We start from the raw sequence: 25680 nt of genomic DNA on the forward strand, positions 1-25680 counted from the left end.
GGCCGATGGCGCGGCCCCGGTGCCAGCCGCCCCGGGCGCTCCGCCCTGCCCGGCACCCTGCCGCTTGCCCCGCTGCCGGTCACCCGGCGCATCGGTCGGCAGTTGCACGCGCGAGCCGTCCTTCAGCCGGTCGCCGCCCTCGGTCACCACGCGCTCGCCTTCCTTCAGGCCCTCCGTGATCACCACCGAATCCACCGACGAATCCCCGCGCTTCACGTTGCGCATGCTCACGGTGCGGTCCTCGTTGATCACGTACACGTAGTTGCCGGTGCCGGCCGTGCGCAGCGCCGTCACCGGCACCACCACCGCGGCGGCGATGGTGCGCAACTGCAGCTTGATGTTGACGAACTGGCTCGGGAACAGCGTGCTCTTCGTGTTCTCGAAACGGGCCTTGGCCTTGACCGTGCCGGTGGTGGTGTCGACGATGTTGTCGAGCGTGGAGAAGGTGCCCGTGTCGAGCGTGGTCGCGCGCGTGCGGTCCAGCGCGGTGACGCTGAGCTTCACGCCCTGCGCCACGCGCGCCTCGATCTCGGGCACGCGGTCCTGCGGCACCGCGAACTGCACATCGATCGGGTTCATCTGCGTGATCGTCGCGATGCCCGTGGTGCCGCCGGCCGACACGTAGTTGCCCGGGTCCACCGTGCGCAACCCGACGCGGCCGGTCACCGGCGAGGTGATGCGCGACCAGTCGAGGTTCAGCTTGGCGGCCGACTCCGCGGCCTTGTCGGTGATCACCGTGCCTTCGAGCTGCTTGACCAGCGCGGCTTGCGTGTCGACGTCCTGCCGCGCGATCGAGTCCTGGCCGAGCAGCGTGCGATAGCGCGTCAGCGTGACGCGAGCAGCCTCCAGTTGCGCCTCGTCGCGCACGCGGGTGCCGTTGGCCTGCATCAGCGCCTGCTCGAACGGACGCGGGTCGATGCGCGCGAGCACCTCGCCCTTCTTCACGACCTGGCCTTCCTTGAACAGCACGTCGGTCATGACGCCGCTGACCTGCGAGCGCAACATCACGGTCGTCAACGGCGTGACGGTGCCCAGCGCATCGAGGATCACCGGGATGTCCGCATGGGTCGCAACGGCCATGCCCACCGTGACGGTCGGCCCGGCGCCATTGCCGGCGGCGGCGCCACGCGGTCCACCTGGCCCGCCGGGGCCGCCCGGACCGCGCTGCCCGCCGGGGCGGCTGCCCGCCGTATCGACGGGTGGCCGATTGATCAGGTACCAGGCCGCGCCGGCCACGCCCGCCATCAGCACCAGCGCCACCACGGTGCCCAGCCAGCGCCGACGGCGCGGCGGCGGCACGAGGACGGTCGGTGGCAAGGGCTGGGGCTCTGGGGGGCGGGAATCCATGGAGGGTCCTGGGGTCAACGGGGCAAGGCGCGCAAGAGGGCGCTTCGATTCGGGTCGCGGCCGATGGTAGCGCGCGCATCCACAACCATTGCGACGGGTGTTCTGCCGTGCCGTAAAGCGTTTGTAAAGCGCGCCCCGACCCACTGGATTTCACGCCGGCCGGCTGCATTTCGCGCCGCCGGGCTGCATTCCGTCGCATGCCGGTCGCCGCCGCGCCCGACCATCGGCACAGTCCGCCCATCGCCTTCCAGACCACTCCTGATCGGACTTCACCATGCTGCTGCAAATCCTCTCCCACACGCCCCGCTGGGTCTTCGTGATGTTCGCCGTGCTGTTCTGGTTCGGCGCCAAGCAGTTGCTTGCCAGGAGCGTGAGCCTCGCGCGCATCACCGTCATGCCGGTCGCGATGACCGCCCTGTCGATCTCCGGCGTGCTGTCCGCCTTCGGCGACTCGCCGATGGCGCTCGCGGGCTGGGCGGCGGCGGCCGTGGCCCTGGCGGCCCTGGTGCTGCAACGCGCCCTGCCCGCCGGCACGCGCTACGACGACCAGACCCGTCGCTTCCACCTGCAAGGCAGCGCCGTGCCGCTGGTGCTGATGATGGGCATCTTCTTCACCAAGTACACCGTCGGCGTGCAGTTGGCGATGCACCCCGAGCTGGCACACAACCACAACTTCGCCCTCGCCCTCGGTACGCTGTACGGCGCCTTCAGCGGCATCTTCGCGGGGCGCGCCATCCGCCTGTGGAAGCTGGCGATCCGCCACGACCGGGCACTGGCTGGCGAACAGGCCGCCTGAACAAGCTCAACCCAAGGAGACCCTCATGCAAGCCACTACCCTGCCCTTGAACGACGAAGCACGCCTGGACAAGCTGGCCCGCCGCCGCGCCCGCGCCAAGCTCGCCTTCTTCTCCCACGCGGCGATCTATACCGCGGTCAACGCCGGCCTGATCGCGCTCTCGCTGGCCGGCGGGCGGCACTGGGCCGTGTTCCCGCTGCTCGGCTGGGGCATCGGCCTGCTGGCGCACGGGCTGTCGGTCTATGTCTTCGCACCGGGCGGCAACATGATGGAAAGCATGGTCCAGCGCGAACGGGCCCGGCTCGTATCGAAGGCCGAGCCGTGGTGAGAAGGCATGAATAAATCTGCTGCGCGACACGATCTCTCGCCTGCGGTCCTCACCACACCTGGGCACGGTTCCGGTCCTCGACGCGACCTCAGGCCGCTCGCTACGATTTCTTCACGCCTTCTGGCCGCCGCGCTGACACGTGTTACGGGCCGGTGGCTGGCAGCGCTTGCAAGCCTGGCACTGGCAACGTCCGCCTCGGCGGCAACCGGCATTACCGTCCTGCCTGCGCCTCCGGACAGCGGGCCGGTCACCGTCTTCTATCCGACCACCGCGACCCCGGCCCGCTACCAGCGCGGCCCCTTCGTCTTCCAACTCGCGTCCGACGCCCCGCCCGCGCGCGGTAATGGCCACCTAATCGTCGTCTCGCATGGCTCCGGCGGCTCGCCCTGGCCGCAGGCCGACCTGGCCATGGCACTGGTGGATGCCGGCTTCACCGTGGCCATGCCGGAGCATGCCGGCGACAACTTCCACGACATAAGCCGCGTCGGCCCGGTGAGCTGGGAGCACCGACCGAAGGAAGTCTCGCAGGCCATCGACGCCATGGCAGCAGACGCGCGCTTCGCATCCCGGCTCGACTTCCAGCACGTCGGCATGTACGGCATGTCCGCGGGCGGCCACACCGCGCTGACGCTGGCCGGCGGCCGCTGGTCGCCGGCCCGGCTCGCGCAGCATTGCGAAGCCCACCTCGCCGACGACTTTCCCGCCTGCGTCGGCCTGGCCACCGAACTGACCGGCAGCAGCCTCGACGCGCTGCGCCTCTCCGTGGCTCGCAAGGTGATCCATCACAAGTTCGACGACCAGACCGAGCCGCGCGAATGGAACGAACCGCGCATCACCGCCATCGTCGCGACGGTGCCTGCCGCAACCACCTTCGACATGAGCAGCCTCGCGCGGCCGCGTGTGCCGCTCGGACTGGTACGCGCAGGCAAGGACGAATGGCTGAAGCCGCAGTGGCACGTCGATGCGGTGCGCGCCGCGTGCAAGCCCTGCACGCTGGTCGCCGACATGAGCACCGCCGGCCACGGTTCCACGCTCTCGCCGATGCCGCCCGACCTGCCGCCACGCGCGGCGCGCCTGATCAACGACCCGCCCGGCTTCGACCGTGGCACGCTGCCCGCCACCTACATGGCAATCACCCGCTTCTTCCTCCAGAATCTCTCGCCATGAACGTCCTGCTGCTGATCCTCAAGCTCTCGGTCGTCACAGTGCTCGTCGCCTCAGTCGCCGAGGCACTGGTGCTCACCTGGCGCCATGCACGGCGCGGCGGCCCGGCCTACGACTGGAAGGCCGCCGGTGTCTCGGTGGTCGACTTCATGGTGCGCCAATACGCGCTCACCTGGCTGCTGCTCTGGCCCTTCGCGATGTGGAGCGGCGCGATGGACTGGGTCTGGCAGCACCGCCTGTGGACGCTGCCGCTGGACCACTGGTGGGGCTGGGTCGCCTGCTTCATCGGCCAGGAGTTCTGCTACTACTGGTACCACCGCGCGGCGCATCGCGTGCGCTGGTTCTGGTGCACGCATGCGATCCACCATTCGCCGAACCAGTTGAACCTCTCGGCGGCCTATCGCTTCGGCTGGACCGGCAAGCTCACCGGCAGCCTGGCCTTCTTCATGCTGGCGCCGTTGCTGGGCATGCCGCCGGACGTGATCGCGCTGATGCTAGCGCTCAACCTGATCTACCAGTTCTGGGTCCATGCCACGTGGATCCCGCGCCTCGGCCCGCTGGAATGGTTCCTGAACACGCCGTCGGCGCACCGGGTTCACCACGCGTCGAACCTCGAGTACCTCGACGGCAACTACGGCGGCGTGCTGACCGTTTTCGACCGCCTGTTCGGCACCTACATCGCCGAGCGCGACGACGTGCCCTGCCGCTACGGGCTGGTGACGCCGATCACCACCTACAACCTGCTCCACATCGAGTTCTGCCACTGGCAGGCGCTGTGGCGCGACCTGCGCTCGGCACGCTCGGCGCGCGCGGTGGCAGGCTACCTGCTCAAGCCGCCCGGCTGGTCGCCCGACGGCCATGGAACCACGACGGAGGAACTGCGTCAGCGCGCGAATGTCGCTGCAGGCCACGGCCACGCGACGGGCCAGGCCGTAGCCCGCGCCACTGAATCGGGCATCGGAAGGCCGGCAACGGACAACATGACCGCGACCCCATGAACATCCGCTGGCGCGATGCCGCTCGCCACTTCCTGCAGATCGCCGCGTTCTGCTGTGCCATCGCCGTACTCACCACGCTGATATGGCCGAGCCTGGGCTATGCCAGGCAGGTCGGCTATGCGCTGTCGAACGGCATCGTGGCATGGCTGGTCATTGAGTTCGGCCGCTACTTCTTCGACCCGCGCAACTGCCATTCCGACAGCAGCGGCGGCCACGGCTGGCCGAAGGGCTGGCGTGGGCTATTGCTGGCCACGATCGGCATCTCCTGCGGCTTCTTCTTCGGTGGCGGCATCGCCAATTTCCTGTTTGGCACAGGCCAGGTGGGTTCATCGCGCGACACGATCATCAGCGTGGTCATCACCGCCATGGCCGGCACGGTTGTCACCTTCTACTTCCACGCGCGCGGCAGGGCCGCCGCGCTCACCGCCCAGATCAACGCCGCCGAACGCGACGCCAGCGAGGCCCGGCTCAAGCTGCTCGAAACCCAGCTCGAGCCGCACATGCTCTTCAATACGCTGGCCAACCTTCGCGTGCTCATCACCACCGACCCGCAGCGCGCCGTCGCCATGCTCGACCGGCTCAACAGCTATTTGCGCGCCACGCTCAGCGGCTCGCGCGCGCTGGCGCACCCGCTGTCGGCCGAATTCGACCTGCTGCGCGACTACCTGGAACTGATGTCGGTGCGCATGGGCGAACGGCTGCAATACACGCTCGACCTGCCGGACTACCTGCGCGACGCAGCGGTGCCGCCGCTGCTGCTGCAGCCGCTGGTCGAGAACGCGATCCAGCATGGGCTGGAGCCGAAGGTGGGCGGCGGCAGCATCGTGGTGCGCGCCAGGCGACAAGGCGCGGGAAGCGATGCGCGACTCGTGCTCGAAGTCAACGACACCGGTGTCGGACTGTCGCAGCACGCGAGCACGCTCGACGAGCCAGGGCGCGGCTTCGGGCTCACGCAGGTACGCGAGCGGCTGGCCAGCACCTATGGCGATCGCGGCGCCATCACGCTCGCGCCGGCAGGCAGCGGCGGGACCTGTGCAGCGGCCACATTGCCGTTGGGCTGAGCCGCATTCATGACCTCGACAATTTGCTAGTCTCGTTCGCATGGCTCACACGCATTGCAAACTCTCTTCGCAGGGGCAACTTTCCGTTCCAGCGTCGGGTCGGCGCGCCTGGAGCCTGTCGCCCGGGTCGATGCACGATTCTCAAGCCGTGCACGATGCGCTGTTTCCCAAAGAAGAGAGCCCACCCCCTGCCAAGTCGCTGGATGAATTGAAACAGGGCGTCCGGGCCTGCTTCAAGCGCCGTCATTCCGACGAGGACAGGGCCAAGCTCCCATGACCCGCCCCACCGCCCTCATCGCAGAAGACGAACAACTGCTGGCCCAGGCATTGCGTGCCGAACTCGCGCAGGCCTGGCCGGAGCTGGACGTCGTGAGCATGGTAGGTGACGGTGGCAGCGCCGTTGGCGCCGCGCTGGAGCGCTTGCCCGACGTGCTCTTTCTCGACATCCGCATGCCAGGCCAGGACGGCCTCTCCGCCGCGGCGGAGCTCGCGGATTCCTGGCCTCTGGAAAAGGCGCCGTTGCCGCAACTGGTCTTCGTCACCGCCTACGACGAATACGCAGTGCGCGCTTTCGAGCAACAAGCCGTCGACTATGTGCTGAAACCCGTGCAGGCCGAGCGCCTGCGCAAGACCGTCGACCGCCTGAAAGCCGCGCTCGCCGCACGCGCGCCCGCACGGGACAGCGCCAGCGCCGCGATCGAGGAGACGCTCGCGCAATGGCGCCGCATGCTCTCCGCGGCCGGCACCGGCGCCCTGCCCGGTTCACCGGCCGCGCCGCCGGCCCCGCTCAAGCTCATCGCCGCCAGCGACGCCGGCAGCGCGGGCTCCACGGTGCGCATGGTGCCCATCGACGAAGTGCAGTACTTCGAGGCGGCCGACAAGTACGTGCGCGTGCTCACTGCATCACACGAGTTCCTCATCCGCACGCCGCTGAAGCAACTGCTGCCGCAGCTCGACCCTCAGACTTTCTGGCAGGTGCACCGCGCCGTGGTCGTCAACACGCATGCGATCGAGACGGTGCATCGCGACGAGGCCGGCAAGTTGCACCTGCAATTGCGCGGCCGCGCCGAGCGCCTGGCCGTCAGCCGCCTCTTCGCCCACCTGTTCCGCGCGATGTAGGCCGCGCAGGCCCCGTGGCCATCAAAAAAGCCGGCTCCTTGCAGAGCCGGCCTCGTGTCGGCAGACCTGCGGCCAGAAGACCGGCAGGCCACACCTATCAGAATAAACCTATCGGCAGGTCACCTGTAATAGTGACCGTGGCGGTAGTAGCCCCGACCCGGGCCGTAGTAAACCGGCGCGGGGCGGTAGTACACCGGAGCCGGCGCGTAGTACACAGGCGCCGGCCGGTAATAGACGGGCGGTGCGGGCTGGTAGTACACCGGCGCGGGCACCGAGTAGACCGGCGCTGGCGCGTAGTAGCCCGGCTGGCCGACGCCGATCGCGACGCCCGGCACGTTGACGCCCACCGACCAGGCCACGCCGGCGTTGGCCGAAGCGGCAGCGAAAAGCGCACCCGCGGCCACGGTGGCAGCGGCGGCGATCTTGAAAAGAGTTGAACGATGGAAGCTCATGATGTGGGTTCTCCGGTTTCAGGGGCTGAAAAAAGACCGCCCATGCAAGTATTCAACGCGCCAGGTGCAAAGCCGGTACCTGCTCTTCTGTGAAGAAGGTACCCAAAGGTAACGCAATGGCCTGCCACCTAGAATGAACAGATGACTTCTCCCGTTGACAAAGATTCCGCAAAGCCTAGCAATTTTCTGCGCCACGTGATCGAAAACGACCTCCAGCAGGGGGTTTACACCGCACGCAAATGGGGTGGCAGCCCCGGAGACGCGGAGCACCATGCCCAAGGCATGCCGGATCCGGCCAAGGTACGCATGCGCTTCCCGCCGGAACCCAACGGATACCTGCACATTGGCCATGCCAAGAGCATCTGGCTGAATTTCGAGCTGGCCAAGGAATACGGCGGCGTCTGCCATCTGCGCTTCGACGACACCAACCCCGAGAAGGAAGAACAGGAATACGTCGATTCCATCCGCGATGCGGTGCGCTGGCTGGGCTACGCCACCGACCTGGCCGACCGTCCCGACGCCGCAGGCACGGTCCAGTTGCACGAGTACTTCGCCAGCGACTACTTCGACTTCATGTACCGCGCCGCGGAATACCTGATCGGCGCCGGCCTGGCCTATGTCGACGAGCAGAGCGCCGAAGAGATCCGCGCCAACCGCGGTGATTTCAACACCCCCGGCACCGACAGCCCCTTCCGCAGCCGCAGCGTCGAAGAAAACCTCGCCCGCTTCCGCGCCATGCGCGACGGCCAGCTCGACGACGGCGCCGCCATCCTGCGCGCGAAGATCGACATGGCGAGCCCCAACATCAACATGCGCGACCCGGCGCTCTACCGTATCCGCCGTGCCACGCACCACAACACCGGCGACAAGTGGTGCATCTACCCGATGTACACCTACGCGCACCCGATCGAGGACGCGCTGGAAGCCATCACCCACAGCATCTGCACGCTGGAGTTCGAGGACCAGCGCCCCTTCTACGACTGGCTACTGGACCGCCTGGCCGAAGGCGGCCTGATCGAGAGCCCGCACCCGCGCCAGTACGAGTTCGCCCGGCTCAACGTCACCCACATCATCACCAGCAAGCGCAAGCTGCGCCAGCTGGTCGAGGAGGGCCACGTCGACGGCTGGGACGACCCGCGCATGCCCACGCTGGCCGGCCTGCGCCGCCGCGGCTACACGCCCGACGCGCTCAAGCTGTTCTGCGAACGCAGCGGCGTGACCAAGTCCGGTGGCTGGATCGACTACGCGAGCCTGGAGGCCGCGCTGCGCGACACGCTCGACCCGACCGCCCCACGCGCCATGGCCGTGCTGGACCCGGTCAAGCTGGTCATCACCAACTGGGGCGAACTCATGGGCGGCGACGACGTGCTTGACGACTGCACCGCGCCCGTCCATCCACACCGTCCCGAAATGGGCCGCCGCACCTTCAGGCTCGGCCGCGAAGTATGGATCGAGGCCACCGACTACGAGGACGTGCAACCCAAGGGCTTCTTCCGCCTGTTTCCCGGCAACAAGGTGCGCCTGAAATACGGCCACGTCATCGAATGCACTGGCGGCACGCGCGATGCGGGCGGCAAGCTGATCGAGGTGCAGGCGAAGCTGGTGCCGGACACCAAGAGCGGCACGCCCGGTGCCGATGCGATCAAGGTGAAGGGCAACATCTCCTGGGTGGCTGCGGCCGATGCCTTGCAGGCCGAAGTGCGCCTGTACGAGCGCTTGTTCGCGGCGGCGAATCCGGGCAGCGGCGAGTTGCTCGACGAGTTGAACAAGGACAGCCTGGTGACTTGCACCGCGTATGTGGAACCTTCCCTTGCGACGGCGGCAGGCGGCGCGGGCTTCCAGTTCGAGCGGCATGGCTATTTCGTGGCGGACACGAAGGCCATGGCCGGTGGCAATCGGGTGTTCAACCGCGCGGCGGGGATGCGGGACAGCTGGGGGAAATAGGGCGCGACCGATACATGACCCGATTCGAACATTTCATTGCCGTTGCCATCGCCATCACCGGCCTCAGCTTTGCGGCGGTGAGCCATGCGCAGGTTTACAAGTGCGCCTCCGGCGGCGGCCCCGCGACGTATTCCGACCATCCTTGCTCCGCTACCCAGAACGAAACACTGGATCTCAAATACCGGGTTGACAAGACAGTGCCGTCCGCGAGACCGGTTGACCACGCGGAGCGGGCGGACAAGGAAAGTGCATTGAAGCCAGTGACAGCGCCGGCTCCCACGGCTGCAGCGCCAGCCATGCCCGCGCGTCTTGTTTCGCAGGAAGACAACCTCGCCGAACAATGTGTGGACCACTACAGAAAGCATCTCGCCTACCCGCAGGGCGTGAAGATCCTGGGCAGGAAGCTGGAGCGGACCAGCGCCGAAATCAGGATCCTCGTGGACGTGCGGACCATTTCAAGTCCTGCCACGCCGGTGAGCATCGATCCGATATTCATCAATGAAAAATTCATCTGTTTCAGCGACGACGGCTCGTCGCTGAATGAGCGCAATACCCGCATGTACAGCGAACGTCACAAGAAAGGCGAAAGGCTGTAGGCCCAAATGGCCGCCCGCACGGTCGGCCCTCGCTAGACTGGCTGCATGCCGATTCCTTTTCCGTACTCCGGGTGTTCTGCGCTGAATCGCCGCTCTGTCGTGCTGGGCAGCATGGGGCTGCTGGCGCTGCCGGCCGCACAGGCGGCCAAATTGTCAAGGCAAGACAACGCAACGGTCTGGCCACGTGCTTCCCAAGTCCCTGGCGGCATCGCCCGGCTCTCGCTGGGCCCTGCCGAGCAGCGCCCCGTCGCGCACGATGGCGACGTGCCCCTGCTGGTGGTCGGCGATTCGATCGAGTGGACGGCCGTGGTCGGCATCCCGCTGGCGGCCAGGCCCGGCGAGGCGAACATCTCGGTGCTGCGGGCCAAGGGCGGCGCGTCGCGCGAGATCAGCTACACGATCGCGCCCAAGCAATACAGCGTCCAGAAACTCAAGGTCGCGCCCGGCACGGTCGACCTGTCGCCCGAGGACGAAGCCCGCTACCAGCGCGAGCGCGCGCACCAGGAAAAGATCACCGCCGTCTTCACCGAACCCGAGCCGCAGGCGATGCGCATGCGCGTCCCCGTGCCGGGCCGCCGCTCCAGTTCCTTCGGCCTGCGCCGCGTGTTCAACGGCCAATCGCGCAATCCGCACAGCGGCATGGACATCGCGGCCAGCACCGGCACGCCGGTGCTGGCGCCATTGCCGGGCCGGGTCATCGACACGGGGGATTATTTCTTCAACGGCAACACGGTCTGGATGGACCACGGCGGCGGCCTGCTCACGATGTATTGCCACCTGAGCCGCATCGACGTGAAGCCCGGCGACATGCTGATGACCGGCGAGCGCCTGGCGCTGGTCGGCGCCACCGGCCGCGTGACCGGGCCGCACCTGCACTGGTCAGTGATGCTCAATCGCGCAATGGTCGACCCGGCGCTGTTCATCGCCGGCTGAGGTGGGCATACGCGCTGGCCGAGTGATTCGCTGGCGCGCCTGCCAACGAGAAAGGCCTGGGCCAGACGCTGGCCTACCTCGACTCGACCTTCGACATCAACGGCGCCATGGCCCTGATGGTGATCCTCGCGCTGCTGGGCGTGTCGATCGTGCGCTTCATGACCTGGCTCGAAAAGCGCCTGCTGCACTGGCAGTGAGGCCGCCCTCCTCCACTTCAACTTTCACCAACCGAAGGACCTGATCATGGCCAATACCGCCCCCATGACGTTGATCGACATCCCCGGCCGCTACAAGCACATCCGCCCGGTGCCGCGCATGCCGAACTTCGCGGCATGGATCGAGGGCGTCGACCTCTCCATGCCGCTGACGGACCCGGTCAAGGCCGAGTTGCGGCAGGCGCTGTTCGACTTCGAGGTGATCTTCTTCAAGCCGCAGAAGATCACGCCCGAGCAGCACATCGAACTCGGCAAGGTGTTCGGCCCGGTGTCGAAGGGCTCCTACTTCGACCGCCGGCCCGATGCGCCCGACCTGGAGATGATCGTCTCCGACCGCGAGCGTCCGCCGGCCATCGACAACTGGCACACCGACATCAGCTGGAAGCCCAATCCGCCGCTGGGCACTGCGATCCAGATCACCGACACGCCGCCGGCCGGCGGCAACACCTGCTGGAGCAGCACCAGCAAGGCCTACGACTGGCTCTCGCCGGGCATGCAGCGCTACCTCGAAGACCTGAGCGCGGTGCACAGCTGGGAGGTCTCGGGCTTTCGCGAATACCTCGGCAAGAAGGGCGACGACGCGCTCATCGCGGCCATCAAGGCGTTCAAGCCGGTGACGCATCCAGTGGTGCGCCTCAACCCGGAATCGGGCCGCAAGTGCATCTTCGTGAATGCCGGCTTCACCCGCAACATTGTCGGCATCGACCGGCACGAGGCGTGCGGCATCCTGCACTTCCTGCTCGACTGGCTGCGCAAGCCCGAGTTCATGGTGCATCACCAGTGGGAAGCCGGCGGCATCGCCGTCTGGGACAACCGCAGCACGCAGCACTACGCCGTGGCCGACTACTGGCCGCACTACCGCGTCAACCAGCGCATTACATTCGACGTGCCGGAAGCCTCCGCGACCGCTGGCAACCCTTGACAGCAAGCATTGAGGGGAGAAACAAGTTCATGGACAAGATGGGCGAGCACGGCTTCAGGGAGTACCTGGAAGTGAAGGCCGTGATGGGCTACCAGCCGGCCTGAGAGGGATGGCGGCCGGTCATACCGGCCGCTTGTAGACCACGCCCATCACGGTGCCGTTGTCGTCCACGCTGCACACGGCGCTGCGGCCAGACGGCCCTACCTTGAGGTTGATGGCATAGACGCCATCGACCGTCGAAGTGCCACTGGCCACGACGATGTCCGAGACAGGCACCTTCAACTTGCGCGCCGAGGCGTTGACGCAGTTGGCCACGGCGCGCTGCGGGGCGCCACCCACGTTGGCCGCTGACGTCGGCACCGGCCAGTCCAGTTGGTCGGAGGTGCTGCTGCAAGCCGCGAGGCAGCCGACCGTGGCGAATGCCGCCAGCATCCTTGCGCCGAAGAAGTTCTGCATGACGTTCCCCCGATGATGTCGTTGGATACTAATCCAGCACGGTAGAGAACCACAGCGCCTCGCCCTGGCCCATCCCGGCCCGGCCTACCGGACGATCGGCCGCGTCAGGTACACCGCCTCCCGCCCGACGACCGGCTCGCGCGTCGGCATGAACACGGTGCAGTCGTCGCAAGGCGAACGGATTTCCTCCGCGCCGTCTGTGCCGATCAATTCACCCTTGGCAAAGGTCTCGAAGCCGATCAAGGGGCGCGTGAAGGCGAAGTCCGTTGTCTTGACCATGAGCGTCTGCAGCAGTTCGAAGCGGCGTTGCGGCTCGGCCGCGGGCGGTGCCGCGCGCTCGACCAGGCCGAAGTGCGCGAGGAAGCGCATGGTCACCTCGATGGCGAGGTCCGCCGTGGCGCGCTTGAAGTGCTGGCCGCATTCGACCACCATCGCCGCACCCGGCGCGTCTGCGCCCGCATGCCGGCCATGCTGGATCAGCGGCGTGCCGGAGCCCAGGCCATTGGGCATGACAAGGTGCACCGGCGGCAGGCCGATGGCCAGCGCCGCGTCGGCATTGCGCGCGAAATCAGGATAGACCCAGAACGGCACCACGTCTTGGCTGGTGGAGTGGATGTCGAGGATGTGGTCGGCCGCCGCCACCACCGGGCGCAGGGCGCGGGCGCGGCGCAGCTCGGGGCTGTCCTCGGCGCCTTCGAGCAGTTCGTCGGACCAGATGCGGTTCAGGTTGTGGACGATCTGGCGGTTCTCGAAGGGACGGTCGATGTCGAAAGCGTCATAGGCCTCGACATGCGCGAAGCTCACCGTCAGCGTACCGACGAGAGGTCGCACGCTGGTGTCGAGCAGGTGCCTGGCCGCGACCATGCCGCAGATCTCGTTGCCGTGCGTGAGCGCATTGATCAGCACATGCGGGCCGGGCTGGCCGGATTCGAAGCGATGCACATAGTCGATGCCGGTGTTGCCCTGGCGATAGGCCGACAGGTCGCCCTGCGTGACTTCGATGAGGGCGGCGGATGGGGCGATGGTTTCTGCGGTCATGGATTGTGGGGAGTGCGTTGCGCGCCAGAGTTTGCTACACCTTGGCAGGTCGCGCTGTCGGCAGGTATTCCGACACACGCAAGCCCTGCAAAGACGCTCTAATGGGGCGACCCATCAACGAGGAAGGAAATGACATGTCCCAATTCGCCACGGTGACAGGCCACGTGACGTACACGCCCGGCGACGGCACGCCGATCCCGATTCCGAAGGGCCGCATCGAAGTCGAGTTGACCTTCGACAGCGCCACCCTGAGCTGGGAGGCCGAGCGCGGCGTGGTCGGGCTGACCGCCATCCCGCGCATGCAGTTCGACGAGTACGTGGAGGACGGGAAGATCGTGATGGAGTAAACACCGGGACACATCGCTCATGAAGTTCACCCTCCCCCGCTGGCTGCCCCTGTCCGCCTGCGCCAGCGCCATCGCAGCTTCGATCATCGGCTGCACCTCTCCCTCCGCCTCTTCCCCGGCCAACATGGCCGGCGCCGCAGCCCCGAGCTGGCGCGTGGACGCCGCGTGGCCCAAGCCGCTGCCCAACAAATGGATCCTCGGACAGGTCAGCGGCATCGCCACCGATACCGACGACCACGTCTGGGTGTTGCAACGCCCGGGCAGCCTCACCGAAGACGAACGCAGCGCCGCGCTCAACCCGCCGCAAGCCAACTGCTGCACGGCCGCACCGCCGGTGCTGGAGTTCGACGCGGCCGGCAACCTGCTGCGCTCCTGGGGCGGCAAGGGCGCGGGCTATGACTGGCCCGAGAACGAGCACGGTATCCACGTCGATGCCAAGGGCTTCGTGTGGATCACCGGCAACGGCGACAACGACGGCCAGGTGCTCAAGTTCACCCGCGACGGCAAGTTCGTGATGCAGATCGGCAAGGTCGGCCCGCAGACCGGCAGCGCCGACACCACGCGCCTGGGGCGCCCAGCCGGCGTGGAGGTCGACATGGCGGCCAACGAGGTCTACGTGGCGGACGGCTACCACAACAACCGCGTGATCGTGTTCGATGCCGACTCCGGCGCCTTCAAGCGGATGTGGGGTGCCTACGGCAAGCCGCCGATCGCCGTCGGCAAGCCCGATGGCCGACGCACCACCGCACCTACGGCCGCTCAATTGCAGACCTTCGGCAGCCCGGTCCATTGCGCCCGCGTGGCGCGCGACGGCCTGGTCTATGTGTGCGACCGGCTCAACAACCGCGTGCAGGTGTTCCGCAAGAACGGCGAGTACGTCAAGGAGTTTTCCGTCGAGCCGCAGACGGCCGGCAACGGCGCGGTGTGGGACATCGTGCTGTCGCGCGACCCCGCGCAACGCTGGCTGCTGATGGCCGACGGCCGCAACAACCAGGTGCTGATGCTGTCACGCGACACCGGCGCGGTGCAGGGCCGGCTGGGCCGTGCGGGGCGCTATGCGGGCGAGTTCCATTGGGTGCACGACCTGGCGGTGGACTCGCAGGGCAACCTGTATGCGGGCGAGGTCGACACCGGGAAGCGGGCGCAGAAGTTTGTCGTGAATCGCTGAGGGAGTCGAAATTCGGGCAGCCGAACGCATTCAGGCCGCAACGATTCAGTGGCCGCCGCCCAGGTACGCGGCCTTCACCGCCGGGTCGTTGCGCAGCTTTTCGGCCGGCCCCTCCACCGAGATGCGGCCGTTTTCCAGCACGTAGCCGTAGTCGGCCACGCCCAGCGCCGCAGCGGCGAATTGCTCCACCAGCAGCATCGTCACGCCCTGCGCCTTGAGGCGCTCGATGATGCGGAACACCTCGGCCACGAGGATGGGTGCGAGGCCCATCGACGGCTCGTCGAGCAGCACCACCTCGGGGTTGAGCATCACGGCGCGGGCCATCGCGAGCATCTGCTGCTCGCCACCCGACAGCGTGCCGGCCAACTGGGTGCGGCGCTCCTTCAGGCGTGGAAACAGTTCCAGCGCGCGCTCCAGGTCGCCGGCCACATCGCCCTTGGGGCGGCTGCCGGTCAGGCGCGGAAACGCACCGAGCGTGAGGTTGTCGGTCACCGTCATGGTGGCGAACACACGCCGGCCTTCGGGTGAATGCGCCAGGCCCAGCTTGGCGATGGTGTAGGCCTCCAGGCCGTCGATGCGCTTGCCGTTGAGCGTGATCTCGCCACCCGTGGCGGCGATCATCCCGGACACCGCGCGCATCGTGGTCGTCTTGCCGGCGCCGTTGGAGCCGATCAGCGTGACGACCTTGCCCTTGGGCACGTCCATCGAAATTCCGTGCAGCACCTGCACCTTGCCATAGCCGGCCGAGAGATTGTGGATTTTCAGCATGTGTGGTTCTTTCTCTCTCAGGCGGGCTGCGTTTCCTGGCCGCCCAGGTAAGCCTCGATCACCTTCTCGTCGGCCTGCACCTTGGCGGGCTCGCCCTCGGCGATCTTCTGGCCGAAGTCCAGCACCGAAACCGTGTCGCACATGCTCATCACCACGTCCATGTGGTGCTCGATCAGGATCACGGTGATGCCGTGGTCGCGGATCTTGCGGATGATGGCGATCAGTTCCTTGATGTCCGGCGCGGTCAGGCCGGCGGCGGGTTCGTCGAGCAGCAGCAGTTGCGGGTCGAGCGCCAATGCGCGTGCGATCTCCAGCAGGCGTTGCTTGCCATACGGCAGGTTGCGCGCCTCTTCCTCCGCGAACTCCTCGAGCCCGACGAACTTGAGCAGTCCCAGCCCGCGCTTCACCGCCGCCGCGCTTTCGCGCCGGTAGCGCGGCGTGTGCACCGCCACGTCGAGCAGGTTGCTCGCGAAGGTGTGATGCAGGCCCACTTGCACGTTCTGCAGCGCGGTCATTTCGCCGAACAGCTGCACGTTCTGGAAGGTGCGCGCGATGCCCGACAGGGCAATGTCCGACGAGGTGCGCCCGACCAGCGAGCGCCCGCCGAAGCTCAGGCTGCCGGCCGTTGGCACGTAGATGCCGGTGAGCACGTTCATCATCGTGCTCTTGCCCGAACCGTTCGGCCCGATCAGGCCGTGGATGGTGCCGCGCTTGACGACCAGGTCGACGTTGTTCAGCGCCTTCAGGCCGCCGAACTGCATCAGCACGCCGGAGGCTTCGAGCACCCGGTCGCTGCCGCCAGCGCCGGCCGCCTTCGACACCGCATCCGCCGCCGGCGCACCTTCCACCACCACGTCCATCTGCGGCTTGGGCCGGCGCAGGTTCAGCGCATTGCGCACGAAGCCGACGATGCCGTCCTGCAGGTAGTAAACGACGAACAGCATGATCACGCCGAAGATCGACAGGCGCCAGTCGGTCATGGTCTCGAGCCAGAAGGACAGGCCCGCCAACGCGATGCTGCCCACTACCGGGATCGCCATCGCTGCGGGCGTGGCCTTCTGCCGCTTCACCGCCACGACGGCACTGATCGCCACCAGCACCGCCAGCGCCACCGACACGTAGCGGAACAGCACCACGTCATCCAGCAGCTTGGGCAGCAGCACGATGATGGCCGCGCCGATCAGCGAGCCGATGCGGCTCTTGCGCCCGCCCATGATCACCGCCAGGAGGAACAGCACGGTCAGCTCGAAGTTGTACGAGTTGGGCGAGATGTACTGCTCGGAGTACGCGTACAGGCTGCCCGCCATGCCGGCAAAGCCCGCGCTGATCACGAAGGCGTAGACCTTGTAGCGGTAGACGGAAACGCCCATGCAGTCCGATGCCACCGGGCTGCCGCGCAAGGCCTCGAAGGCGCGGCCCAGGTGCGAGCGCAGCACGCGGTGCACGATGATGAGGGAGATGCCCAGCATCACCGCCACCAGCCAGAAGAACTCGCGCTCGTCGAGCTTGTGGCCGAACAGCGGCGGCTTCTCGAGCTTGATACCCATGGGACCTTCGGTGATGAAGGTCATCTCGTTGATGAGGATCTGGATGATGGTGCCGAAGGCCAGCGTCACCATCGCGAGGTAGGGGCCGGTCACGCGCAGCGCGGGCAATGCGAGGATCGCGCCGAACACGGCCGTCACGCCCACTGCCGCCAGCAGCGACACCATCAGCGGCGCGCCCAGCTTGAAGACCAGCACGCCGGCGGTGTACGAGCCGATGCCGAAGAGGCCCGCATGGCCCAGCGAGACCTGCCCCGTGTAGCCCACCACGATGTCCAGCCCGAACAGCAGGATCGCGTAGATCATGATGGTCTCGAGCAGGTGGATGTAGTACGGGTTGTGGATCGCCACCGGAAACAGCATCAGCAGCGCGAAGCCGATGATGGCGAGAAGGAATCTGGAAGTGTTGTTCATGTCTTGCCGACTCGCCCCTCAGACCTTCTTGATCGCCGATTTGCCGAACAGGCCCGCCGGCCGCACGGCCAGCACGATCAGCAGCAGCACCAGGCCTGGCACGTCCTTGTAGCCGGTGCTCAGGTAGAAGCCCGTAGTGGTCTCAGCCACGCCGAGGATGATCCCGCCCACCACGATGCCCATGCCGCTGGTCAGCCCGCCGATGATGGCCACGGCAAAGGCCTTGAGGCCGAGCACCGCGCCCATGGTCGCGCCCGTGAGCGTCAGCGGCGCGATCAGCACGCCGGCGAAGGCCGCCGTCATCGACGACAGCGCATACGAGAAGGTGATGACGAGCCCCGTGTTGATGCCCATCAGCTTGGCTGCATCGCGGTCGTTGAAAGTCGCAACCACGGCCTTGCCGTAGATCGTCTTGCGGTTGAAGAACTCGACCGCCAGCATCATCAGCAACGCACCGCCGACCACCAGGATTTCCATCGGCAGCACGTTCGCGCCGAGGAACTTGAGCGGCGACTCCGGCAGCGGCGACGGGAATTTCAGGTCGTCGCGACCCCAGACGTTTTCAGCCACGTTCTTGAAGATGATGCCAAGCGCGATGGTCGACATGATCCAGCCGAACTCGCTCTTGATCTTGATGGCGGGTCGCACGCCGATGCGCTCGACCACCGCGCCCTGGAAGGCGCCGAACACGCAAACGATGGGGATCATCAGCCAGTAGTTGACACCCAACCCGACCAGCGTCAGGCCGACCAGCGCGCCGAGCATCAGCGCATCGCCCTGGCCGAAGTTGAGGGTGTCCGACGTGGCGAAGGTCAGTTGGTAGCCGAACGCGATGACGGCGTAGATCATCCCCAGCGCAATGCCGCTGAAGATGAGTTGGGTAAGGATTTGCATGGCGTTCCCGGGAAATTATTCTGGCCGGCCCGCGACTTTCGCAGGCCTCAAATGCAACGCGCCGCCGCAGGCTGCCAGCACTGCGGCGGCGCGCGCATCGGCGTCTGTTACTGCTGTTGCTTCATCCGGACCTGGCCGGCGCTCTTCTGGTCTTCCGCATTCGCGAAGATCACGCGGCCCTGGCGCACTTCGCCGAACACCGGCATGTTTGCGGTGATCGCGTCATGGTCGGTCTTGGAGAAGGGCTTGTTGTAGGTGGTGACCACGCCTTCGACCGGCGTCTTCAGGTCTTCCAGCGCGGCCTTGATCGCCGGGCCTTCGGTGCTGTTGGCCTGCTTCATGGCCGCCGCCAGCAGGTAGATCGAGTCGTAGCCCTGCGCGGCCGAAACCGGCGAGTCCATGCGGTTGTTCTTCGGCTTGAAGGTCTTCACGAAGTTTTCGATGAAGGCCTTGCGCTTGGGCGTGGTCGGTTCCTGGATGAAGGTCTGCGGCATGCGCGCACCCTCGCCGCCGGGGCCGGCATTGTCGATGAAGTTGGCCATCGCCAGCGTCCAGCTGCCGACCATCGGCACCTTCCAGCCCAGCTTGGTCATGCCGTTGGCGATCTGCGCCAGCTCGGGGCCGATGCCGTAGGTGAGCACGGCTTCGGCGCCGGCTTCCTTGGCCTTGAGCAACTGGGCCGTCATGTCGACGTCCTTGATGTTGAACTTCTCGACGGCGACCGGCGTGATGCCCTTGGCCTTGAGCGCCTTCTCCAGGTCCTCGCGGCCGAGCTGGCCGTAGTTGGTGGAGTCGGCCAGGATCGCAACCTTCTTGTAGCCGCGGCGGGTGACCGCCTCTTCCACGATCATGGGCGCCTGGATGCTGTCATGCGCGGCATTGCGGAAGATGTAGTTCTCGGGTTCCTTGTCGAACTGGTGGGTGACGATGGAGCCGGTGGCCACGTTGTTCATCACCGGGATCTTGGCTTCCTGGAAGAAGCGCTGCGAGGCCAGCGCCACGCCGGTGTTGATATACCCGACGGTAGCAACGACCTTTTCCTTGTTGATCAGCTCTTGCGCGATCTGCACGCCGCGCTCGTTCTTGGCTTCGTCGTCGCGCTCGACCAGCACGATCTGGCGGCCCAGCACGCCGCCGGCCTTGTTGATTTCTTCGGTGGCCAGGCGCACGCCGTCGCGCATGCTCACGCCCATGGACGACGAGCCGCCGGTGAAGGGGCCGTCCACGCCGATCTTGATGGGGTCGGCAGCGAACGCGCCAGCGGAGCAAACAATGAGGCCGGCCATGGCCAGGCGGTGAAAACGAAACAGCATGAAAAGTCTCCGGATAGGGTCAGTGGCCCGTCAGCGGTCCACATGAAAAACGACGATGCCACCGTCGCACGATGACCTCGGAACTTAACTAAAAGTAACGCCCCGGGCAGAGAGTGACAACCCTAGCGAAAACCAGTCGCTCGTGTAAGCCAGCGATAAGTTTCGCGTGGGTGCAAGCCGCTTGCAAACGCATGAACCGGTCGACGGGTGCGATGCTAGCGCCTGCCGCCACCCCGGCCGCCGCCCCTCCCCGAACCGCCGGACCAGCCATAGCCGCCATAGCCGCGCGCGTAACCGGGCCTCGCTGCATAGCCATGGCCGTAACCGTATCCGTAAAAAGGCCGCGCGCCGTAGTACGGATAGCGTCCATACCAGCCGTAGGGCCTCCCGTAGCAGCAGCCGCCATAGTAGGCGCCGCCCACGTACAGCCAGGGCGCAAGGTACGGGTCGCCATAGTAGTAGGGATAGCCATAGGGGTATGCGGTCGCGTAGCTACCGTCCGCCGGCACGGCGACGCAGCCGGCGAGCGCGAGCAATCCGCCCAGCGCCATGGCCAGCCCGCCATGTTGAATCCGTTGTTTCATGTCGCCTCCTTGCAAGCACCCATGTTGGGCTCATTGAACGCCGCCGCATCGCGAATGTTGACAGGGATTGCCCACGCCCGCGCGCAGCGCGATCATGCGCAGCAGCCCTGTCCGCGGAATCACTGAAATGGGCGGCAAGGGCGGCCGTATCGGGCCGACAGCGCCGATCCGTTTCAGTGATCCAGTGGATCAGGAGCATCGAATGGCCGAACTGAAATCCGCCTCAGAACTCGCCGCCGCGGCCAGCAAGCCCTACCCGGGCGACAGCGCCGACTACCGCCGCGCACGGACCGCCTTGCTTGCCGAGGAGATCGAACTGCGCCGGCACATCGAGCGCGTCGCCGCGCAACGCCGCGCGCTGCCGCTTGGCGGCGAGCCGCCCGCCTGCGAATTCGAGGACGAGAACGGCAAGGTCGTGAGGCTCGACGACATGTTCGGCGCACACGACACGATGGTCAGCTACTTCTGGATGTACGGGCCGCAGCGCGAGCGGCCGTGCCCGATGTGCACCGCCTTCCTTGGCGCCATCGACATCCCGTCGCGCGACCTGGCGCAGAAGGTCGCGCTGGCGGTGATCGGGCGCTCGCCGGTCGCTCGCCAGCTGGCCTTTGCGCGCGAGCGCGGCTGGCGGAACCTGAAGTTCTACGCGACCGTCGGCGACGACTTCGCCCGCGACTACCGCGGCCTGGCGCCCAACGGCGACGAATGGCCGGCGCTGGACGTCTGGGTCAAGCGCGACGGCAAGATCCACCACTTCTGGGCCGGCGAATTGGGCGGCACCCAGGACCCGGGCCAGGACCCGCGCGGCGCACCCGACCCGACACCCCTGTGGAACATCCTCGACCTGACGCCCGCGGGGCGCGGCACCGACTGGTATCCGAAGCTGGCGTATTGACGCGGGCTGCTTCCCGCCGGATCCGGCCGTGTCCTGAAGATGACTGCCAGGGCGGCGATCAAGCGGCCGCGTCCGGCTCCGCGGGCCGCGGCGTGGCCGTGGGCGCGTCGTCGCCGCCGCGCTGGGGCTTCTTCTTTTTCGAGCGTGCGGCCTTCTTCTCGGCACGCTCCGCATCGGCCTGCAATCCCGCCGCGAGCCACTGCGAGAAAGCGTCCGGCGTCTCCAGCGTGATGCGGCCCATGCTGCCGTTGCGGAACTCGTGCATCACGACTTCGGCCGCTTTCTGCGTGTTGACCTTGCCCTTGCCCAGCAGCGCACCGCGCTTGCGGGCGATCGCTTCCAGCGCCTCTTCGTCGGACAGATCCGCGATCGATTCGGCGAGCTTGAATCGCGCCTCCACCAGCCCCGCATAGTCCTTCTTCAGCGTCGCCAGCAGTTCCAGCGCGACCAGTTCCTCGTCGTATGCATTCCGGCCCACCGCACCGCTGGCCGCGAGGTTGAAGCCGCTCTTGGGCACGATGATGCGCGGCCACAGCATGCCCGGTGTGTCCCACAGGTAGAAGTCGTCGGCCAGCACGATGCGCTGCTCCAGCTTGGTGATGCCGGCCTCGTCGCCGGTCTTCGCCTTCTTCGTGCCGGTCATGGTGTTGATGAGCGTCGACTTGCCTACGTTCGGGATGCCGCAGATCAGCACACGCATCGGCTTGGCCATGCCGCCGCGGTTGGGTGCGAGCTCGTGGCAGGCGGCGATGAGGCGCTGCGCTGGCGTGCTCAGGCTGGCGTCGAGGCCGATCGCGCGCGTGTCCGGCTGGGCGTTGTAGTGCGCGAGCCACTGCGCGGTGCGCTCGGGATCGGCCAGGTCCTGCTTGTTGAGCACCTTGAGGCCCGGCTTGTGCCCGGTGAGCTCGGCGAGCATGGGGTTGGCGCTGGAACCGGGAAGCCGGGCATCGAGCAACTCGATCACCACGTCGATGTCTTTCACGCGTTCTGCGATGGCCTTTTGCGTCACGTGCATGTGACCGGGGAACCACTGGATGGCCATCTGTGTACTTTCTCTCACTCGGTGATCTGGCTGAAGAACCGCATTGTCAACGACCCATAGAATTCGCTCGATACAACATCCGGGGAGGATCCAGACATGCTTCGACGCCACGCATTGGCACTCGCGATCGCGATTGCCGCTCCTGTTTCAGTCGCCCATGCGCAGCGTCCCGGGGCGCCCCAAGGCCCGCTCATCACGGGCTTCCTGTGCTGCAACATGTACACCTACGGCTCGCAGATGGGCGATGGCAACTATCGCGAGGAGGGCACCAGCCTGCTCCCGGTCGGCACGCCAACCCAGGTCACTGGCTACGAGCGGCACTTCATCTACCTTTCGGTCGGCGGCAAGACGCAGCGCCTCAAGAACGACTACAGCCGTGACGTCGCCCTGACACCGTTCGCCTACCGATACGTCGTCAACGAAGACCCCCGCGTGCGCATCGGCGCATTCGAGCCACGCGTGCGCGACGCGATCCTCGCGGCCAGGGTCACCGAAGGCATGACGCGCGAACAGGTGACGATGGCTGTCGGCTGGCCCATCGCCAGCGAAAATCCGCGCCTCGAGGCCGACGTGTGGCGCTACTGGATCGACTCCTGGTCGGAGTACCAGGTGGCCTTCGACAAGGCGGGCAAGGTCAAGGGCGTGACCGGCACGCCCGCGGTGCTGGACCGGGTGTTGTACACGCCGCCGCAATAGCCAGGCTAGCCGGCGGCCTCGGCTGACCGCTGTCGCACACGTTCCGTGGCGTTCCGTCGCTCTCCGGTTGGCGCCCATAGAATCCGCGCGCACTCCACTTCACGGGTCAGCCCACCATGCTCCAACGCCTTGCGCTGGCAGCCGCTTTCGCGATTGCCGTTCCCTTTTCCGCCGCGCATGCCCAGCGGCCGGCCAGCCCGCCGGGTCCGCTGGTCGCGGGCTACCTCTGCTGCAACATGTACACCTACGGCAGGCAGATGGGCGACGCAAACTACCGCGAAACAGGTACCAGCCTCGTGCCCGTCGGCACGCCGGCACAGGTCACGAGCTACGACTTCCGCTTCGTCGACACGATGGTCGGCGGCAAGCCGCAGCGCCTCAAGAACGACTACAGCCGCGACATCCGCATGCCGGAGTTTGCCGGTCGATACATCGTCCAGGAAGACCCGAAGCTGCGCATCGCCGGCTTCGAGCCACAGGTGCGCGAGGCGATCCAGGCCGCGAAGGTCACGGAGGGAATGACGCGCGAACAAGTGATCATGGCCGTCAGCTGGCCGATCACCAGCGAGAACCCGCGCCTCGAGGCCGACGTGTGGCGCTACTGGATCGACTCCTGGTCCGAGTACCAGGTGTCCTTCGACAAGGCCGGCAAGGTCAAGTCGGTCACGGGCACGGCCGCGGTGATGGTGCATTACACCTCGCCCAACTAGTCACGGACGCCAGCCTCGCAGGCTGAACCCCGTCATGCGTGGCCACGTCGGGTCTGCCCGCTCGACACGTTCCGATACGGGTACTACAGTCCGCCTTCTCTTGGGTCACGGACAGCCCGCATGAGATCCCGCGCGGTTTGCCAGCGGTGCAAGAGAGCCTTGTCAGTGCATATCCAACAACGAAGGAGACGCAATGAAGAAGTCGGTTCTTGTATTCGTCGGCGCGGCCCTGGCCGCCCTCCTCGCCGCCACGCCGGCAATGGCCCAGAAGAAGACGCTCGCGGTGGTGGTGAAGGGGCTGGACAACCCCTTCTTCACGGTGCTCGGCGATGGCTGCGCGCTGTGGAACAAGGAGAACCCCACGTCCGAATACACCTGCCTCTACACCGGTCCCGCCTCCAGCGCGGATGAAGCCGGCGAAGTGCAGATCGTGGAAGACCTGATCAACAAGGGCGTGGCCGGCATCGCCATCTCGCCATCCAACGCGCCAGCCATGGGCACCATGCTCAAGGCCAAGGCGCCGAAGATGCCGATCATGACCATCGACGCCGACCTTTCGGCGGCCGACAAGGCGCTGCGCAAGACCTACCTCGGCACCAACAACTACGACATGGGCGTGCTGATGGCCAAGCACCTGAAGGCGCTCAATGCCAAGGGCGGCACGGTCTGCATGCAGCTCGGCAACGTCGCCGCGGACAACATCAACCAGCGCGCCGCGGGCTTCCGCGACACCATCGGCGGCAAGAAGGGCATCGACCGGCTGAAGGGCGAAGGCGGCTGGACCGAGATCGCCGGCTGCCCGCTGTTCACCAATGACCAGATCGACCTGGCCAACCAGCAGATGTCCGACGTGTTCACCAAGAATCCGAAGCTCAACGCCTTCATCCTGGTGGGCGGCTGGGCGCAGTTCGGCCCGTCGGCCTACGCGCAGGTGACGGACCAGGTGAAGCCGAAGCTGGCGTCCAAGGAACTGATCATCATCGCGGGCGACACGCTGCCGCCGCAACTCGACGCGCTGAAGAACGGCCGCAGCCATGCGCAGATCGGCCAGCGTCCTTTCGAGATGGGCCACCGCGCACCGGCGGTGCTGATCGACCTGATCGGCGGCAAGAAGGTGGCGGATCCGCTCTTCACCGGGCTCGATGAATGCGTGCCCACCAACCTGGACAAGTGCCCGGCGAAGTAAACGGCATGGCCGTCCTGGAGCTCAGCGGAGTCTCCAAGCATTTCGGCGCCATCCAGGCGCTGACCGACGTCTCCCTCTCGCTGCATGCCGGCGAGGTGGTCGGCTTGATGGGCGACAACGGCGCGGGCAAGTCCACGCTGGTGAAGATCGTGGCCGGCAACTACCCGCCGAGCGACGGCACGCTGGCGATGGACGGCCGCAGGCTCGCGTTCCACAAGCCGGCCGACGCGCGTGGCGAGGGCATCGAAGTGGTCTACCAGGACCTGGCGCTGTGCGACAACCTCAGCGCGGCCGAGAACGTCTACCTCGGCCGCGAACTGCGACGCGGGATCGGGCCTTTCAGGATCCTGGACTACCGCGCGATGAACCGACGCGCTGGCGAACTGTTCGCCGAGCTGAAATCGGAGACACGGCCGCGCGACCTCGTGCGGCGCATGTCCGGCGGGCAGCGACAGGCCGTGGCCATCGCGCGCACGCGCCTGGCCGACCCGAAGATCGTGCTGATGGACGAGCCGACCGCCGCCATCAGCGTGCGGCAGATCACCGAGGTGCTGAGCCTGATCCGGCGCCTGCGCGACCACGGCATCGCAGTGGTGCTGATCAGCCATCGCATGCCCGACGTGTTCGCCGTTGCCGACCGCATCGTCGTGCTGCGGCGCGGCGTGAAGGTGGCGGACAAGCTGATCGCGCAGAGTTCGCCGGAAGAAGTGACCGGGCTCATCACCGGCGCGATCGAGACCGCATGACAAC

27 protein-coding genes are annotated in these 25680 nt (G+C 66.7%); 17 read left to right on the forward strand and 10 right to left on the reverse strand.

The genetic code is table 11. The features are described 5' to 3' along the window. The coding region (locus tag HB681_RS35905) for an efflux RND transporter periplasmic adaptor subunit (RefSeq protein ID WP_213959675.1) at positions 1-1347 on the reverse strand (1347 nt) is incomplete at its 3' end. A gap of 274 nt (positions 1348-1621) precedes the next feature. On the opposite strand from HB681_RS35905, the gene HB681_RS35910 reads away from it, so the two are divergent. The 6 genes from HB681_RS35910 to HB681_RS35935 all read left to right on the forward strand — a co-directional run bounded on the left by HB681_RS35910 (position 1622) and on the right by HB681_RS35935 (position 6813). Beyond that, positions 1622-2143, forward strand: coding sequence for a DUF6622 family protein (locus tag HB681_RS35910; protein ID WP_213959676.1), 522 nt, complete (start codon positions 1622-1624; stop codon positions 2141-2143). Between the two features lie 25 nt (positions 2144-2168). Continuing rightward, entirely contained in the window at positions 2169-2471 is a 303-nt protein-coding gene (locus HB681_RS35915; protein ID WP_213959677.1) for a 2TM domain-containing protein, read from the forward strand. Positions 2472-2477: 6 nt separating this feature from the next. Continuing rightward, positions 2478-3638, forward strand: a complete 1161-nt coding sequence (locus HB681_RS35920; protein ID WP_256735240.1) for a dienelactone hydrolase — start codon at positions 2478-2480, stop codon at positions 3636-3638. Beyond that, positions 3635-4633 carry a sterol desaturase family protein gene (locus HB681_RS35925; RefSeq protein WP_213959678.1) on the forward strand — a complete coding sequence of 333 codons (999 nt, stop codon included), beginning with the start codon at positions 3635-3637 and terminating at the stop codon, positions 4631-4633. Before HB681_RS35920 ends, HB681_RS35925 begins: the two co-directional genes overlap by 4 nt. Then, a complete protein-coding gene (locus HB681_RS35930) occupies positions 4630-5694 on the forward strand; it encodes a histidine kinase (protein ID WP_213959679.1) in 1065 nt (354 codons plus the stop codon). The genes HB681_RS35925 and HB681_RS35930 overlap by 4 nt, the downstream gene beginning before the upstream one ends. Positions 5695-5967: 273 nt before the next feature. Beyond that, the gene (locus HB681_RS35935) at positions 5968-6813 is read left to right on the forward strand and encodes a LytTR family DNA-binding domain-containing protein (RefSeq protein WP_213959680.1); all 846 of its coding nucleotides are present in this window, start codon (positions 5968-5970) and stop codon (positions 6811-6813) included. 119 nt (positions 6814-6932) lie between these two features. Here HB681_RS35935 and HB681_RS35940 read toward each other — a convergent pair whose 3' ends face one another. Then, positions 6933-7265, reverse strand: coding sequence for a hypothetical protein (locus HB681_RS35940; protein WP_213959681.1), 333 nt, complete (start codon positions 7263-7265; stop codon positions 6933-6935). Between the two features lie 141 nt (positions 7266-7406). On the opposite strand from HB681_RS35940, the gene HB681_RS35945 reads away from it, so the two are divergent. The 4 genes from HB681_RS35945 (at position 7407) to HB681_RS35965 (ending at position 11875) form a co-directional block, all read left to right on the forward strand. Continuing rightward, complete coding sequence (locus tag HB681_RS35945) at positions 7407-9209, forward strand: glutamine--tRNA ligase/YqeY domain fusion protein (RefSeq protein ID WP_213959682.1); 1803 nt, start codon at positions 7407-7409, stop codon at positions 9207-9209. Between the two features lie 14 nt (positions 9210-9223). Then, complete coding sequence (locus HB681_RS35950; protein ID WP_213959683.1) at positions 9224-9805, forward strand: hypothetical protein; 582 nt, start codon at positions 9224-9226, stop codon at positions 9803-9805. A 45-nt stretch (positions 9806-9850) separates the two neighbouring features. Beyond that, positions 9851-10738: a M23 family metallopeptidase gene (locus HB681_RS35955; protein WP_213959684.1), complete on the forward strand. Its 888-nt coding sequence runs from the start codon at positions 9851-9853 to the stop codon at positions 10736-10738. 243 nt (positions 10739-10981) lie between these two features. Continuing rightward, the gene (locus tag HB681_RS35965; protein WP_213959685.1) at positions 10982-11875 is read left to right on the forward strand and encodes a TauD/TfdA family dioxygenase; all 894 of its coding nucleotides are present in this window, start codon (positions 10982-10984) and stop codon (positions 11873-11875) included. A 120-nt stretch (positions 11876-11995) separates the two neighbouring features. On the opposite strand, the gene HB681_RS35970 is transcribed toward HB681_RS35965, so the two are convergent. Continuing rightward, positions 11996-12331 carry a hypothetical protein gene (locus HB681_RS35970; protein WP_256354703.1) on the reverse strand — a complete coding sequence of 112 codons (336 nt, stop codon included), beginning with the start codon at positions 12329-12331 and terminating at the stop codon, positions 11996-11998. Positions 12332-12415: 84 nt separating this feature from the next. Beyond that, positions 12416-13369 carry a succinylglutamate desuccinylase/aspartoacylase family protein gene (locus HB681_RS35975; protein ID WP_213959686.1) on the reverse strand — a complete coding sequence of 318 codons (954 nt, stop codon included), beginning with the start codon at positions 13367-13369 and terminating at the stop codon, positions 12416-12418. 134 nt (positions 13370-13503) lie between these two features. On the opposite strand from HB681_RS35975, the gene HB681_RS35980 reads away from it, so the two are divergent. Continuing rightward, on the forward strand, positions 13504-13716 hold the full coding sequence (locus tag HB681_RS35980; RefSeq protein ID WP_213959687.1) for a hypothetical protein: 213 nt from the start codon (positions 13504-13506) through the stop codon (positions 13714-13716). A 19-nt stretch (positions 13717-13735) separates the two neighbouring features. Next, positions 13736-14884 carry a hypothetical protein gene (locus tag HB681_RS35985; RefSeq protein WP_213959688.1) on the forward strand — a complete coding sequence of 383 codons (1149 nt, stop codon included), beginning with the start codon at positions 13736-13738 and terminating at the stop codon, positions 14882-14884. Between the two features lie 45 nt (positions 14885-14929). Here HB681_RS35985 and HB681_RS35990 read toward each other — a convergent pair whose 3' ends face one another. From HB681_RS35990 to HB681_RS36010, 5 genes are all read right to left on the reverse strand, one after another. Next, complete coding sequence (locus HB681_RS35990; RefSeq protein ID WP_213959689.1) at positions 14930-15652, reverse strand: ABC transporter ATP-binding protein; 723 nt, start codon at positions 15650-15652, stop codon at positions 14930-14932. A 17-nt stretch (positions 15653-15669) separates the two neighbouring features. After that, positions 15670-17610 (reverse strand): branched-chain amino acid ABC transporter ATP-binding protein/permease, encoded by a 1941-nt coding sequence (locus HB681_RS35995; RefSeq protein WP_213959690.1) that lies wholly within the window; start codon positions 17608-17610, stop codon positions 15670-15672. Positions 17611-17628: 18 nt separating this feature from the next. Beyond that, complete coding sequence (locus HB681_RS36000) at positions 17629-18504, reverse strand: branched-chain amino acid ABC transporter permease (protein WP_213959691.1); 876 nt, start codon at positions 18502-18504, stop codon at positions 17629-17631. Positions 18505-18611: 107 nt separating this feature from the next. Continuing rightward, entirely contained in the window at positions 18612-19790 is a 1179-nt protein-coding gene (locus HB681_RS36005) for an ABC transporter substrate-binding protein (protein ID WP_256735242.1), read from the reverse strand. A gap of 242 nt (positions 19791-20032) precedes the next feature. After that, a complete protein-coding gene (locus tag HB681_RS36010) occupies positions 20033-20401 on the reverse strand; it encodes a hypothetical protein (RefSeq protein WP_213959693.1) in 369 nt (122 codons plus the stop codon). A gap of 202 nt (positions 20402-20603) precedes the next feature. Between HB681_RS36010 and HB681_RS36015 the strand changes: the two genes are divergently transcribed. After that, positions 20604-21296, forward strand: a complete 693-nt coding sequence (locus HB681_RS36015; RefSeq protein WP_213959694.1) for a DUF899 family protein — start codon at positions 20604-20606, stop codon at positions 21294-21296. 58 nt (positions 21297-21354) lie between these two features. Here HB681_RS36015 and ylqF read toward each other — a convergent pair whose 3' ends face one another. Continuing rightward, positions 21355-22338, reverse strand: coding sequence for a ribosome biogenesis GTPase YlqF (gene ylqF / locus HB681_RS36020; protein WP_213959695.1), 984 nt, complete (start codon positions 22336-22338; stop codon positions 21355-21357). A 96-nt stretch (positions 22339-22434) separates the two neighbouring features. On the opposite strand from ylqF, the gene HB681_RS36025 reads away from it, so the two are divergent. From HB681_RS36025 to HB681_RS36040, 4 genes are all read left to right on the forward strand, one after another. Next, positions 22435-23034 (forward strand): cell envelope protein SmpA, encoded by a 600-nt coding sequence (locus tag HB681_RS36025; RefSeq protein ID WP_213959696.1) that lies wholly within the window; start codon positions 22435-22437, stop codon positions 23032-23034. A gap of 116 nt (positions 23035-23150) precedes the next feature. Further along, positions 23151-23744 (forward strand): cell envelope protein SmpA, encoded by a 594-nt coding sequence (locus tag HB681_RS36030; RefSeq protein WP_213959697.1) that lies wholly within the window; start codon positions 23151-23153, stop codon positions 23742-23744. Between the two features lie 193 nt (positions 23745-23937). After that, positions 23938-24930 carry a substrate-binding domain-containing protein gene (locus HB681_RS36035; RefSeq protein WP_213959698.1) on the forward strand — a complete coding sequence of 331 codons (993 nt, stop codon included), beginning with the start codon at positions 23938-23940 and terminating at the stop codon, positions 24928-24930. Further along, a complete protein-coding gene (locus HB681_RS36040; RefSeq protein ID WP_345944810.1) occupies positions 24915-25676 on the forward strand; it encodes an ATP-binding cassette domain-containing protein in 762 nt (253 codons plus the stop codon). The genes HB681_RS36035 and HB681_RS36040 overlap by 16 nt, the downstream gene beginning before the upstream one ends. Positions 25677-25680 lie beyond the last annotated feature (4 nt).

The organism is Variovorax sp. dw_954 (genome assembly GCF_018449755.1).
Lineage (GTDB): Bacteria > Pseudomonadota > Gammaproteobacteria > Burkholderiales > Burkholderiaceae_C > Variovorax.